The 13,100-nt window shown below is 49.2% G+C and carries 13 protein-coding genes and 1 other annotated feature (1 of these 14 only partly in view); of the genes, 10 read left to right on the top strand and 3 right to left on the bottom strand.

The features are described from left to right. Nucleotides 1–80, bottom strand: a sequence feature (His leader region) (it extends 42 nt beyond the left edge of the window). Between the two features lie 326 nt (nucleotides 81–406). The 9 genes from ACM615_RS06185 (at nucleotide 407) to ACM615_RS06145 (ending at nucleotide 9,988) form a co-directional block, all read left to right on the top strand. After that, the gene (locus ACM615_RS06185) at nucleotides 407–1,231 is read left to right on the top strand and encodes an SDR family oxidoreductase (protein WP_129638672.1); all 825 of its coding nucleotides are present in this window, start codon (nucleotides 407–409) and stop codon (nucleotides 1,229–1,231) included. A gap of 1,259 nt (nucleotides 1,232–2,490) precedes the next feature. Beyond that, nucleotides 2,491–2,835 (top strand): flagellar transcriptional regulator FlhD, encoded by a 345-nt coding sequence (flhD, locus tag ACM615_RS06180; protein WP_101078669.1) that lies wholly within the window; start codon nucleotides 2,491–2,493, stop codon nucleotides 2,833–2,835. A 2-nt stretch (nucleotides 2,836–2,837) separates the two neighbouring features. Then, nucleotides 2,838–3,446 (top strand): flagellar transcriptional regulator FlhC, encoded by a 609-nt coding sequence (gene flhC / locus ACM615_RS06175; RefSeq protein ID WP_112291020.1) that lies wholly within the window; start codon nucleotides 2,838–2,840, stop codon nucleotides 3,444–3,446. A gap of 177 nt (nucleotides 3,447–3,623) precedes the next feature. Beyond that, nucleotides 3,624–4,514 (top strand): flagellar motor stator protein MotA, encoded by an 891-nt coding sequence (motA, locus tag ACM615_RS06170; protein WP_112291022.1) that lies wholly within the window; start codon nucleotides 3,624–3,626, stop codon nucleotides 4,512–4,514. Then, the gene (gene motB, locus ACM615_RS06165; protein WP_431011644.1) at nucleotides 4,511–5,620 is read left to right on the top strand and encodes a flagellar motor protein MotB; all 1,110 of its coding nucleotides are present in this window, start codon (nucleotides 4,511–4,513) and stop codon (nucleotides 5,618–5,620) included. The genes motA and motB overlap by 4 nt, the downstream gene beginning before the upstream one ends. A 36-nt stretch (nucleotides 5,621–5,656) precedes the next feature. Further along, nucleotides 5,657–7,672, top strand: coding sequence for a chemotaxis protein CheA (cheA, locus tag ACM615_RS06160; protein WP_431011875.1), 2,016 nt, complete (start codon nucleotides 5,657–5,659; stop codon nucleotides 7,670–7,672). 82 nt (nucleotides 7,673–7,754) lie between these two features. Beyond that, nucleotides 7,755–8,252, top strand: a complete 498-nt coding sequence (gene cheW, locus ACM615_RS06155) for a chemotaxis protein CheW (RefSeq protein ID WP_013575095.1) — start codon at nucleotides 7,755–7,757, stop codon at nucleotides 8,250–8,252. 1,134 nt (nucleotides 8,253–9,386) lie between these two features. Then, nucleotides 9,387–9,779, top strand: a complete 393-nt coding sequence (locus ACM615_RS06150) for a hypothetical protein (RefSeq protein ID WP_112291467.1) — start codon at nucleotides 9,387–9,389, stop codon at nucleotides 9,777–9,779. Further along, nucleotides 9,776–9,988 carry a helix-turn-helix domain-containing protein gene (locus ACM615_RS06145; RefSeq protein WP_120162718.1) on the top strand — a complete coding sequence of 71 codons (213 nt, stop codon included), beginning with the start codon at nucleotides 9,776–9,778 and terminating at the stop codon, nucleotides 9,986–9,988. The genes ACM615_RS06150 and ACM615_RS06145 overlap by 4 nt, the downstream gene beginning before the upstream one ends. A gap of 355 nt (nucleotides 9,989–10,343) precedes the next feature. Here ACM615_RS06145 and ACM615_RS06140 read toward each other — a convergent pair whose 3' ends face one another. From ACM615_RS06140 to tssD, 3 genes are read right to left on the bottom strand one after another with little or no spacing between them, the layout of a single operon-like run. Next, nucleotides 10,344–10,730 carry a hypothetical protein gene (locus ACM615_RS06140; protein ID WP_431011643.1) on the bottom strand — a complete coding sequence of 129 codons (387 nt, stop codon included), beginning with the start codon at nucleotides 10,728–10,730 and terminating at the stop codon, nucleotides 10,344–10,346. Nucleotides 10,731–10,777: 47 nt separating this feature from the next. Next, a complete protein-coding gene (locus ACM615_RS06135; RefSeq protein WP_129639436.1) occupies nucleotides 10,778–11,134 on the bottom strand; it encodes a tlde1 domain-containing protein in 357 nt (118 codons plus the stop codon). A 12-nt stretch (nucleotides 11,135–11,146) separates the two neighbouring features. Beyond that, a complete protein-coding gene (gene tssD / locus ACM615_RS06130) occupies nucleotides 11,147–11,638 on the bottom strand; it encodes a type VI secretion system tube protein TssD (RefSeq protein WP_132963906.1) in 492 nt (163 codons plus the stop codon). 543 nt (nucleotides 11,639–12,181) lie between these two features. On the opposite strand from tssD, the gene ACM615_RS06125 reads away from it, so the two are divergent. Beyond that, complete coding sequence (locus ACM615_RS06125; RefSeq protein WP_159282072.1) at nucleotides 12,182–12,874, top strand: hypothetical protein; 693 nt, start codon at nucleotides 12,182–12,184, stop codon at nucleotides 12,872–12,874. Nucleotides 12,875–13,100 lie beyond the last annotated feature (226 nt).

Below are 13,100 nucleotides of genomic sequence, written 5' to 3'. Positions count from 1 at the left end.
CGTTCTGCGCCACTGGAAGATCTAAACAGTCTCCCAGCACCAATCGCCTGAAAGACTAGTCAGGGTGATGGTGATGATGGTGGTTAATCAGAACGTTTGTCATGTCAGTGTCTCTATTCAGTGATTCAGATGCCGCGTGATTCAATTTGAATCATTCGCCACACATATCAAATTCGTTGCCAATAAAACTAAACTATCGGGCGGCAACAGCGCAACCTTTTTTTCCGATGATGAGTTTTTCTTATCAGCCGCAGGGTTTTCATCTGATTTTTGAATAATCTGTTAACAGACACCAAGAAAACCTTACGCAGACTGAACGGGGAAAAGGCGACCTTTGCTAGTATAAAGGAAGATATCAGCAGTTGGTGATGTGATACCAGGTGCCTCTGAACAAATGGAGCAAAGTATGAAGAAGGTTTCGATTATCGGACTGGGCTGGCTGGGAATGCCACTGGCGATGGCGCTGGCTGCAAAAGGCTACGATGTCGTGGGCAGCAAAACGACGCTGGATGGCGTGGACGCTGCAAGAATGGTGGGGATCGAATGCTTCCCGCTGGTTTTCACACCAGAAATGGAATGCGAAGCGGAAGATCTCGATCGTCTGCTTAATGTGGATGCCCTGATTATCACTCTGCCCGCGCGCCGGACCGTGGAGGGCAGTGAACTTTATTTCCAGGCGGTGCAGCAGTTAACCGACAGTGCGCTGGCGCATAACGTGAAACGGATTATTTTCACCAGTTCGACGTCGGTATACGGCGAAAGAGAGGGCGTGGTGCGGGAAGATTCTCTTCTCGAGCCGGTGACAGCCAGCGGCAAAGTCCTTAAAGAGCTGGAGAACTGGTTCCACGGACTGCCAAATACGTCCGTTGATGTACTGCGTCTGGCAGGTCTGGTGGGCGGAGATCGCCATCCCGGCCGTTTCATGGCGGGTAAGACCGGGGTGAAAGGCGGTCACCACGGGGTCAATCTGGTCCATCAGGATGACGTAGTGGCGGCAATTGCTTTATTGCTCAGCCGGCCGAAAGGCGGGCATATCTTTAACTTATGTGCACCGAAGCATCCGGCGAAAGCGGATTACTATCCGGCACTGGCAAGACAAATGGGGCTGCAACCGCCGACCTTTGCTGAAGAAGGTTCAGCAGGAAAGGGCAAAATCGTGGATGGGGAGCGGATCTGCAAAGAGCTCGGTTTTGAGTATCAGTATCCCGACCCGCAATCTATGCCTTTTTAATCGTTAAATCGTTTTTGAATAATAATAAGTTATGGCCTGCCTGAAATATCGGCAGGCTTTTTTTATTCAGCTGGATTAACACACAATGACATCCCCCGTTACTTTGAATGAAAGTAATCACCCTTCAAAAGTATCCGCAGTCGTATATTTCACTAATAAGACAAGTTAATGACCTTCCGTTCCTCCGGTTATTCACTTATACCTTTAATTATCTCCGTTAAAAATGTGTCTTATGCGTATTTCATGGGGGGATTCTGGCGTGGGATGCTGGTTAGGTAATAAAAATCCTATTCTTGAGCTGTTAATTTACGCTTGCACCGCACAAACCACTTTTTTAAGCCCAATCATTAAAGTTTTTCTGAACAGTTGCCGATAGGTAAGCACGGCAAAAATCCGCTGTTTCATCACTTCTCCTTATCAATCTGGTCAGATGACTGGATGATTCTTCCTGCGCAGTAACAAATTATTACAATCATTGTCTTTTTACTTTTGAAACCACGTGGTTGCTCACGATTTCAGAACAATTCGTCCTTATTTTAAACACCATTTTTTCAGATAACTCCCCGAAACGCCCCGTCCTGACTGGGTTGCGCATTATTAGCACAATGATCACGCTATTTGAAATTTGCAGCATATAACACTGCATGAACTATGATTAATTGCTGCGTGTGCTAATCATTTGGCTTTAGGTGGTCTTTGTACAAAATGATCTAAAAATGGCGAAAAAAGACAGTTTGAAGACAGCTTTTTAGATGGTTTTTTACTTTTGACTTAAATCTGCGCAAATTCTCACGATAAATTGCACTTTTGGAGACAAAATAAATTTCAAAAGTGTGATGTATGTCACACTTTATTCAAAATTCGTCCACGGCAAGATTGTATGTGTAAAGGGAACGGGGTTAGAGTTGCGTCGTAGTAAGATAATTCCTAATAATGTATGTAAAAGCGTTTCACTGAATGACACGCCATCACAGCAACGGACCCTGCCAGTACACCAAAACTAAAGTGTTTCACTAATACTTAGCAGTGCAATTGTCACAATTAATTTAGTTTACATCAGGAACAACTTTGTATTGGCGGTGAAGTAAATACCGCGGGATAAATCTAATTTTCATCGCAGGATTTATTAAACAGCCAATGATCCAATTGTTTTGATAGTAAAAAATACTCCTGTCACGCCGGGTGAAACTCTCGCTGCATGGAATATGTCTATCAATCAGCCACCTTTAAAAGTGGCATCGGTAATGGGGTAGAACAGAATGTCCGAATTGCTTAAGCACATATATGATATCAACCTGTCATATTTACTGTTGGCGCAGCGTTTGATTAACGACGAAAAAGCCTCAGCGATGTTCCGGTTGGGAATTGATGACGTCATGGCAGACACACTTGGCCAGCTCACGTTGCCACAGATGGTGAAATTAGCTGAAACGAACCAGCTTTTGTGTCAGTTCCGCTTTGATGACAGCAAAACGATTGAACGCCTGACACAAGAATCGCGCGTGGATGACCTGCAGCAAATCCATACCGGCATTCTGTTGTCGAGTCATTTGCTCAAAGGTCTGGCTGCGAAAGATAGCGGCGCGATGAAGAAAAGGGCGTAGCTATGTCTGGGAAAGATGGGTTAACCAAACCGGCAGAAAAAAGTATCGTTCAGGAAGCACGCGACATTCAGCTTGCCATGGAACTGATTACGCTGGGTGCCCGGCTACAGATGCTGGAAAGCGAAACGCAATTAAGTCGTGGCCGGCTGATCAAACTGTACAAAGAACTGCGTGGAAGTCCTCCGCCGAAAGGAATGTTGCCGTTCTCTACTGACTGGTTTATGACCTGGGAACAAAACATTCATTCTTCCATGTTTTACAACGCGTACTCTTTCCTCTTAAAGAGCGGGCATTGTAATGGGGTGGAAGCGGTGATTAAAGCTTACCGTCTGTATCTTGAACAATGTCCTGAACAACCCGGTGAAGCGCCGATCCTCGCGCTGACACGTGCGTGGACACTGGTCCGTTTTGTCGACAGCGGCATGTTGCAACTCTCTGCGTGTAACTGCTGTGACGGTTCATTTATTACCCATGCACACCAGCCCCGTCACGGGTTTGTTTGCAGTCTTTGCCAGCCCCCATCCCGAGCAGTAAAAAAACGTAAACTTTCCCCGCAGGTTGCCGATATAACATCTCAAGAGCTGGACGAACAGGTCAAGCGCGCTGTCTGAGATGATTGGGTTGCAGTAAGTCGTTCTGAGCGGTGGTAACACCGCTCATCATTTCCCCCCCGAATATCTCAGTCATTACTGGCACCGTTTATGCACGTCTTAGCGGCATAAACCTCGGCAGAATCATGGCGTCGCGCTTTTCCTCGCCCTAAAACCACATCGAATTAAGGATTCATCGTGCTAGTGATAATAGGTTACATCGTGGTGTTGGGCTCAGTGTTCGGCGGTTTCATGCTCGTCGGCGGTGAACTGGGCGCGTTATACCAACCCGCAGAATTACTCATCATCGGCGGTGCAGGCATCGGTGCCTTTTTCGTGGGTAACAACGGAAAAGCGATTAAATCCACAATGCGCGCGCTGCCTCAGTTGTTCCGCGCATCGAAATACAACAAAGCGTTGTATATGGATCTGATGGCGTTGCTGTACCGCTTACTGGCGAAATCACGTCAGCAGGGGATGCTGTCGCTGGAAAATGACATCGACAATCCCAACGAAAGCGACATTTTCGCTAATTATCCGCGCATCCTTGCCGATAAGCATTTAGTCGAATATCTGACGGATTATCTGCGCCTGATGGTGAGCGGCAACATGAATGCTTTTGAAATCGAGGCATTGATGGATGAAGAAATCGAAACCTACGAGCACGAAAGCGAAGTGCCTGCCAACAGCCTGGCGCTGGTCGGTGATTCACTCCCGGCTTTCGGTATCGTCGCGGCGGTGATGGGCATCGTTCATACCCTGGCGGCGGCGGATCGTCCGGCGGCTGAGCTCGGTGCGCTGATTGCACATGCGATGGTGGGGACCTTCCTCGGTATCCTTCTGGCATACGGGTTTATTTCTCCGCTTGCCAGCGTTCTGCGCCAGAAAAGCGCGGAAAACGCCAAGATGATGCAATGCATCAAAGTGACATTGCTTTCCAGCATCAATGGCTATGCGCCACAAATCGCCGTCGAGTTTGGCCGTAAGACGCTGTACACCTCTGAACGTCCTTCCTTCATCGAACTGGAGGAGCACGTTCGCCAGGTTAAGTCGCCGGGTCAGAAACAAACTGAAGAAGAAAAAGTATGAAGCATCAAAGCCATCCAATCGTTGTTGTCCGCAAGAAAAAGAACAAGCACGGCGGAGGGCATCACGGCGGTTCGTGGAAGATTGCTTACGCTGACTTTATGACAGCGATGATGGCTTTCTTCCTGGTGATGTGGCTGATTTCGATCTCCAGCCCTAAAGAACTGGTACAAATTGCCGAATACTTTCGTACACCGCTGGCGGTGGCGATAACCGGCGGGCCGCGCAGCAGTGATGCGACCAGCCCGATCCCGGGCGGCGGGGAAGACCCGACCGTGCAGGACGGCGAAGTGCACAAAATGGATCAGTCGCAGGGCGAGAGCAAACGTGAGGCCGGTGATTTACAACGCTTGCAGCAGAAACTCGAAGACATGCTGGCGTCTGACCCGCGGCTGAAAGATTTGCGTCCGCATCTGATGATTAACCTGACCGAACAGGGTTTGCGCATCCAGATTATTGATAGCAAAAATCGTCCGATGTTCCAGCTGGGCAGCGCGATTGTCGAGCCGTATATGCGCGATATTCTGCGCGCTATCGGGCCGGTGCTGGATGATTTTCCGAATAAAATCAGTCTTGCAGGCCATACGGACGATATGCCGTATGCGCAGGGCGAACGCGGGTACAGCAACTGGGAGCTCTCGACAGATCGCGCAAATGCTTCACGTCGCGAAATGATTATCGGCGGACTCAGTGAAGGTAAAGTTCTGCGCGTGATGGGCATGGGATCCACCATGCAGTTAAAAAACCATCCGGCGGGTGACGCGATTAACCGCCGTATCAGCATTTTAGTTCTGAACAAACATGCTGAAGAAGCGATTGAACGTGAAAACAGCGAGGGTGAAGCGATCACTATCAGTGACGCCGGCGAACTGCAAAAAGCTGTGCCGGGACGTCAGACGGCACCGGCGCTGGCGCCAAAAATGAGCCCGGCTCCGGCTGCACCTGCGGTACCTGATTCATCAGCAGCACCAGCACCAGCACCATCACAATTACAGGCACCATCAATACCCGGGATTGAGACGCAGACGCCAGTGACACCACCGGCAGGCGCTCAACCTGCGACGGCAGCTCCGGCTGTCGCGGCAGGCACGGCACCTGCGACACATTAACAAGCCGCGATTCACAGCAGAGGTGATCACGTGAGCATGGATATTACTGATTTTTATCAGACATTTTTTGATGAAGCAGACGAGCTGCTGGCGGACATGGAACAACATCTGTTGTTACTTGATCCGCAGGCGCCAGATGTTGAGCAGCTCAATGCGATTTTCCGCGCAGCGCACTCAATCAAAGGCGGGGCGGCAACGTTTGGATTTACGGTTTTGCAGGAAACGACCCACTTACTGGAAAACCTGCTCGACGGTGCGCGTCGCGCTGAAATGAGCCTGAGCACCGACATCATCAACCTGTTTCTGGAAACAAAAGACATTATGCAGGAGCAACTCGACGCCTATAAATCCTCCCGGGATCCTGATGCAGAAAGCTTTGAATATATCTGTGCAGCCCTGAGACAACTGGCCCTCGACGCGCAGGAACAGCGCGAACCTGCGCCGGAACTTCACGTGGTGGAAGATGAACCCGCAGCGGCTGCGCCCGTCGCGGCAGCAACGCCTGCGGCGAAAGGCGGGATGCGTGTCCGCCTGTCCGGCCTGAAAACGCAGGAAGTGCCTGTCATGCTCGAAGAGCTGGGCAATCTTGGCGAAATCAAAGATCCGGTTCAGACCGCAGACAGCGTGGAAGCCACGCTTATCACTACGGTGACCGAAGACGACATTATTGCGGTGCTGTGTTTTGTGCTGGAACCGGAGCAAATCAGTTTCACACAGGCCGCTGTGCCTGCGGTTGCTGAATCCGCACCTGCGCCAGCCCCGGTTGTCACTGAAAGCGCCGCCGTCGCCGTGCGTCCGGCACCGGTTCTGACTGCCGTGCCTAACAGCGAACCGGCGAAAGCCCGTGCGCCAAAAGCCGCTGAATCGACCAGTATTCGTGTCGCCGTCGAAAAAGTGGATCAGCTGATCAACCTGGTCGGCGAACTGGTGATCACTCAGTCGATGCTGGCGCAACGTTCCGATTTGCTGGATCCGGTGGTTCACAGCGACCTGCTCAACAGCATGGGACAGCTTGAGCGCAACGCCCGTGATTTGCAGGAATCGGTAATGTCGATTCGTATGATGCCGATGGAATTCGTGTTCAGCCGCTTCCCGCGTCTGGTGCGCGATCTCGCCAGCAAACTGAATAAGCAAATCGAACTGACCCTGCTCGGCAGCTCTACCGAACTGGATAAGAGCCTGATCGAACGCATCATCGACCCGTTAACGCACCTGGTGCGTAACAGTCTGGATCACGGTGTGGAAACACCGGAAGTGCGTATTGCCAACGGCAAAGAGCCGACCGGTAACCTGACGCTTTCTGCTGAACATCAGGGCGGGAATATCTGCATTGAGGTCATCGATGACGGTGCCGGTCTGAACCGCGAACGTATTCTGGCGAAAGCCGCGTCGCAGGGCATGAACGTCAGCGAAAACATGAGCGATGAAGAAGTCGGCATGTTGATCTTCGCTGCCGGGTTCTCGACCGCAGAAAAAGTCACGGATGTTTCCGGTCGCGGCGTCGGCATGGACGTCGTGAAACGTAACATCCAGGAAATGGGCGGCCATGTTGAAATCCATTCCCAGCAGGGGAAAGGCACGACCATCCGTATTCTGCTGCCGCTGACGCTGGCCATTCTCGACGGCATGTCCGTTAAAGTGGGCGAAGAAGTCTTTATTCTGCCGCTGAATGCCGTCATGGAATCGCTGCAACCGCTGGCTGAAGATTTGCATCCGCTGGCCGGTGGCGAGCGTGTTCTGCAGGTGCGTGGTGAGTACCTGCCGCTGGTTGAGCTCTACAACGTCTTCGATGTGAAAGAGGCCAAAACCGAAGCCACACAGGCCATTGTTGTGATTTTACAAAGTGCAGGCCGTCGCTACGCCTTGCTGGTTGATCAACTGATTGGTCAGCATCAGGTGGTGGTGAAAAACCTGGAAAGTAACTATCGCAAAGTGCCTGGCATTTCCGCCGCCACCATTTTGGGCGACGGCAGTGTGGCATTGATCGTGGATGTGTCTGCCTTGCAGTCGCTGAACCGCGACAAACTGGCAACGGGCGTCTCTGCTGCATAACCAGCAACGCTTCCGGTGACCGCAATGTCGCCGGGTGTGAAAAACTCAGGCCGATTAAAAGATAAAAGCAAAGGTGAACAACATGGCAGGACTTGCAACCGTGGCAAAAATTGCGGGTGAAACAGTAGGTCAGGAATTTCTGATCTTTACTTTAGGCGACGAAGAATACGGCATCGATATCCTGAAAGTGCAGGAAATCCGCGGTTACGATCAGGTAACCCGCATTGCTAACACGCCTGCGTTTATTAAAGGTGTCACCAACCTGCGCGGCGTTATCGTGCCTATCCTCGACCTGCGTGTTAAGTTCGCGCAGGAAGATGTGATTTACAATGAAAACACCGTGGTGATCGTGCTGAACTTCGAAAACCGCGTCGTCGGGATCGTGGTAGACGGCGTATCCGACGTGCTGTCGCTGAGCCAGGATCAGATCCGTCCGGCGCCGGAATTCGCGGTGACCATGTCGACGGAATACCTGACGGGGCTGGGTTCGCTCGGCGACCGGATGTTGATTCTGGTGGATATTGAGAAGTTGTTGAGTAGTGAGGAAATGGCGCTGGTTGATAGCGTGACGAAAATTTGATTTTCGTTTTTTAACGTCAAGATCAAGACCAGGAACAAGGGCGAGGTCAAGGTCGTGGGCTCGCCGCCCACACTGGCCCAGAGACCCGCAGTCGCGCGGGCCTCTGGACTCCACGCTCTTTTCACTGCGCGCTGCCGCAGGTACGACGGACGTGTTCTTTCACCGCAGCCTGTGGCGCAAAATCTTGCCGCGTTGCGGTGCCTTCTCTCGGTCTTCGAGCCATAGGTCTCGAAGCCGCTCCGTTCAGCAAGATTTTTGATCACGCCATTCCCGATCGAATAAAACCTTCGTTCTGATTCTTTCCCAAAATCCAATGCGGAAGGGTGTTGTCTTGCTCCTTCCCCTGCGAAGGGGAAGGCTGGGATGGGGTATTAATGGCATCTCGAAAATAACCCTCTTTTCCGTACCTCCGCTAACTCATTGATTTCACATACTCAGTAAACCTCTCAGAAAAAGAGGGTATTTCTCCCCAAACAGGGATAATCTTTTCCACTTCAAAGCGTAACCCTGAAAACCCAACGGTTCACTGCCGTACAGGCAGCTTAGAAATGTTAAATGCCCTTCAAAATCAATTTGGGCGCGTTCACTGCCGTACAGGCAGCTTAGAAATGGTCAATTCAATATCAATCGCTGGTCGTAATGTTCACTGCCGTACAGGCAGCTTAGAAAAACATGACGCGCATTGGCGAGCCTGACGAGATGTTCACTGCCGTACAGGCAGCTTAGAAAAGAGATCAGAGACGACACTCTCACCGAGCGTAGTTCACTGCCGTACAGGCAGCCGCTTGCAACTTACTGCAAACCATAAAAACTCCTTGGAAGCAGTATCTCATCTCGGTGATTTGCCCATTTTTAATGTGTGGATATCCAGTTATTGTCTGCTCGCTGCGGCAAAATCCGCAGTCGGGTGTAGGAACCTGATGTGCTAGATAGTGCATTTCACATGCGCTACGTTTTGTTTCATCATTAAAAGTGGATTTAAAACACTTCTGTTATTATCAATGGTGACTCAGACGAGGCAGCTTTCGGGCTGATCGAAAACTCCAGTACATCGATTCCTACCCTCGTCTGGGTTACCACCAAATGTAGGAATTTGGGTGGTAGCGCGTGATACGGTTCTCTGGAAATCAACAAATGACTATCACTAATAATTCTGAAACATCCCCCGATTCATGGACACTCACCGATCGCTGCCGTTTGCTGGCGAATGCGCTGGTGAACCCGCAAAACAGAGGTTCGCAGGACAGACTTTGCATCATGCTGCAAAACGAGCTTGAATACCTTGAAGCGACGTTATCGCAACCCATTCCCGAGCACCGCAAGAATTTGGGGATCCCGATGGACGACGGCTTATTTGATTACGCCGATCTCGAACCCGATGAACTTTGCGATCAGTGCATGGCGCTGAATTTCATACTGATGACGCTGCATGACAGAAAGATAAAAGAGATCATCACGTATATTTTGTGGGAACGTTTTGAGATGCTGCGCTGCTCACTGTATGCCTCCGGTGAGGTGATCGCATGAACAAAGACTGGCATCAGGCTGATATCATTGCGGCAATCAAAAAGAAGGGCACCACAATGGCGGCTGTCTCACGCCGCGCAGGTTTAAGCTCTTCGACGCTCTCAAACGCCTTAACCCGTAAATGGCCGAAAGGGGAAAGACTGATCGCTGAAGCGATTGGCGTAAAAGCCGAAACCATCTGGCCGAGCCGATATACCGAAATAAAATAAACCTGAGAACGGCTCCTTCCCCTGCGAAGGGGAAGGCTGGGATGGGGTATTAATGACAACTCCGAACTGACCCTTTTTCACCTTCTCTAACTCATTGATTTAATTAGTGCGCGCAAGCTAACAAAAAAGAGTGTATTTCTGCCAAAACAGGGATAACCTCTTGCCGTTCAAAGTGTAAATCTGAAAACTCAACGGGTTCACTGCCGGACAGGCAGCTTAGAAACTTGCTCACTTGAGTAGATGCCCAATCTTTAGGTTCACTGCCGGACAGGCAGCTTAGAAAGATAAAGTAATCAGCAAGTAGGATAATTTTGAAAAAAGCCTGTCTGCCGTCCGGGCTTTGACCGAACGTGTATTACTTTATAAGTTTGCCGTTGCCTGCTTTCCACTCCTCATAAGTGGCTTCAATAATCCAAAGGCAAACTGCCGCTTTATCAGTACTCAGCAAAGACAGGCGCGTTTTTTGATAAAACGCATCAATTTCAGCTGCTGATTTATTTATGGGTCCCATACAGACCAGGTCAGTGCCAACTAAATGAGGCCAATCATGGGAGTCAATAACCTCAAGTGTCTTGAGCGCAGCGGCGGTATTTGTTGAAAGCGCAGACGATAAAGCAGCTTCGACGTCTTGTGATTGGTTAACATCAGCGACGGCGGCCAGTTCGGGAACTTTATCGAGCCAAACCTGTTCTCCGGCAGCAATCCCCTTCAAAGCGGCCGGCCAGTCAATATTTGCTGCCATTGAATTCATGGCTATGCACAACAGTAATAGGAATAGAACCCATCGCCTCATCGTACAACCTCTAAGGTTCCACCCTCGCTGATCACTCTCCAGCGAGTTGAGGGAGACATAATAATGCAACCCTCGGAGGCGAAACCTGCAGGCTTACCGACGCGTTCGCCATGAATCCGAAACAGTGAGCGACCAAACGAATCGCCGGAGGTTTGTTCCAAAATTACTGTTGCCGGGCCTTTAGAGCGAGAATGTCCCGCGATTCGATAAGTCCCTCGGGGTAGTGGTCCCATACCTTTGACCTGCTGGCGATCTGGGTTATTTTTATTGGTCAGGACACCAGAGTAACCCGTCTCGACCAGTTCATTCCCCTTGTATAATCTGCCTGTACTTTGCTCATATCTCCATGTCATCACTATTTATCCTTATGCGGTTGCACGCTCATTCCAACTGTCTGAGTGAATAATATTTCCATCCATATAGCACCAGGTGATTTTTTCGTAAATCAGTTCGATCATCTCCAGATGGTTGCGTTTCTCGCCGTAAGAAGACTTGATGTCAAACATCATCGGCCCGACGGTAACAATCCTTACGCCTTCCATCAGAACTCTGAAGTACTCCACTTCCTGGCCCGCGTCATTGATACGATAAAATTTAACTTCGGCTGACTGAAGTTTCTGTCCTGTGGTCACTGATTTATAAAGGTAAGGACTGGAAGCATCGATTTCTTTGCTGAAAAGATAGGGGGCATGTTCACGGGTTGCGGTAGCTTTTCCCGTGGCGTTGTCGGTGGTGATGGAGACGCCGTGATGCAAGCCGTGGATCTCAATGCTACCCTCACGGCCTGTTATATCGACAGAGCCACGTATTGTCGTGCCGCTGTCATCCTTTAACCATAAATAAGCGGGGATCGCCATTTCATTAGTCCTTAATTGTGTGAAATAGCAGATTAGCTTTTTAAAAAGCAAATAATTGTGTTTAAACCTTCAACTCATTGATTTTCGGAAAGTGAGTACATTGAACCGATAACTCATTAATCTTCAAATTACGCCCGCAAGCTCATATGTTTGCAGCTAACCCTCTTTTTTTACCCTATCGCTAACTCATTGATTTTAAATCACCGAATTATCCATCAAAAAAAGAGGGTATTTCTGCCAAAACAGGGATAACCTCTTGCCATTCGAAGCGTAAACCTGAAAATCCAACAGCTGTTCACTGCCGGACAGGCAGCTTAGAAATACAGCGAAAATCTCATTAAACTTTTGAATTTACGGGAGTATGGGCATAGGCAAAGCCACTTGCGTGACCTCAGAGGGATCATTTAACGAAGAGACTGATTTAGCAACAGAATCTGTCGCAAATTATCTATAACCAGACTGATGCATCCGGGCAGTGACCCCGGACTTGTCTAACTGCGCAAACACCAGGAGTAAACGCCTGGCATTCAATAATGGAGATATATGAAAGCAATAATGACAGTAGACAAACTTGAATTACGCAACATTAAGTCAATACGAGATTCAGGAAAAATAGGACACAACTTCGATCTGGTCGCTAAGTTGAAAGTCCAGTCACGCTCTATGGGAGCATTTTCTGGCGAAGGTATTGATTGTCCAGATTTACAATGGATTGAAACAGTAGATTGGTACAAGTTAGATACTAATGCAGACAAATGGATCCACGTAGGAACCAATCCAAATAATAAAGATTTATACAAAGCAAACCCAAAATCGCAAACATTTAAAACCTGGTGGGAAGAGTATCGCTACGCATTTGCAAGGGATACGAAGGGGTTTCCTGCTGCGCTTAAAAATGCTCATGAACGTGATGTAAAACATTGGATCGCACGTAACGGCTTTGAGTGGGAACTTCCAATCAGGGATATACCAAGTATGAGTTTGCTGGGAGGGTCTGGTGGCGGGGCCGGAGCCAGTCTCGTTGTTGGCGACACCCGCCGCCGTGTCATTCGTTTCGAGTTAGGTTTTACTGGATATTCATATCGAATATATTGTGCACAGATACTTGAAACAAGGGATGGAAAACCTAGCATTAATGCTTTTATTCAAAGAAAATTATCGAACATGGATTTGAATAACCAACAAAATTTTATCGACTGGAGAAAGTCATCACGTTTTCCCCAATGCATGAGTTAGATGTGTCAACGCCATTCAGGACGGGTCGGGCAGCTTAGAATGGCATTAGGCATTTAGCCCCATTTTTATTTGGTTCACTGCCGTACAGGCAGCTTAGAAAAACGAGAAGGTCAGAAGTCTGACTGTTATTCAGTTAACTGCCGAACAGGCAGAAAAATCCTCATTCTCTCGTCATAGATACATTTAATCGAACAAGTTAATTAATTCACTAATACATTGTCCGGGA

Source organism: Rahnella sp. PAMC25617 (assembly GCF_050606005.1).
GTDB lineage: Bacteria > Pseudomonadota > Gammaproteobacteria > Enterobacterales > Enterobacteriaceae > Rahnella > Rahnella variigena.
This window is presented reverse-complemented; position numbering and strand designations above follow the sequence as displayed.

Bases quoted from the DNA above. Each gene is read 5' to 3' on its own strand.
- ACM615_RS06185 (WP_129638672.1), top strand. From the start codon at position 407: ATGAAGAAGGTTTCGATTATCGGACTGGGCTGGCTGGGAATGCCACTG.
- flhD (WP_101078669.1), top strand. From the start codon at position 2,491: ATGTCCGAATTGCTTAAGCACATATATGATATCAACCTGTCATATTTA.
- flhC (WP_112291020.1), top strand. From the start codon at position 2,838: ATGTCTGGGAAAGATGGGTTAACCAAACCGGCAGAAAAAAGTATCGTT.
- motB (WP_431011644.1), top strand. From the start codon at position 4,511: ATGAAGCATCAAAGCCATCCAATCGTTGTTGTCCGCAAGAAAAAGAAC.
- cheA (WP_431011875.1), top strand. From the start codon at position 5,657: ATGGATATTACTGATTTTTATCAGACATTTTTTGATGAAGCAGACGAG.
- cheW (WP_013575095.1), top strand. From the start codon at position 7,755: ATGGCAGGACTTGCAACCGTGGCAAAAATTGCGGGTGAAACAGTAGGT.
- ACM615_RS06150 (WP_112291467.1), top strand. From the start codon at position 9,387: ATGACTATCACTAATAATTCTGAAACATCCCCCGATTCATGGACACTC.
- ACM615_RS06145 (WP_120162718.1), top strand. From the start codon at position 9,776: ATGAACAAAGACTGGCATCAGGCTGATATCATTGCGGCAATCAAAAAG.
- ACM615_RS06140 (WP_431011643.1), bottom strand. From the start codon at position 10,730: ATGGCAGCAAATATTGACTGGCCGGCCGCTTTGAAGGGGATTGCTGCC.
- ACM615_RS06135 (WP_129639436.1), bottom strand. From the start codon at position 11,134: ATGACATGGAGATATGAGCAAAGTACAGGCAGATTATACAAGGGGAAT.
- tssD (WP_132963906.1), bottom strand. From the start codon at position 11,638: ATGGCGATCCCCGCTTATTTATGGTTAAAGGATGACAGCGGCACGACA.
- ACM615_RS06125 (WP_159282072.1), top strand. From the start codon at position 12,182: ATGAAAGCAATAATGACAGTAGACAAACTTGAATTACGCAACATTAAG.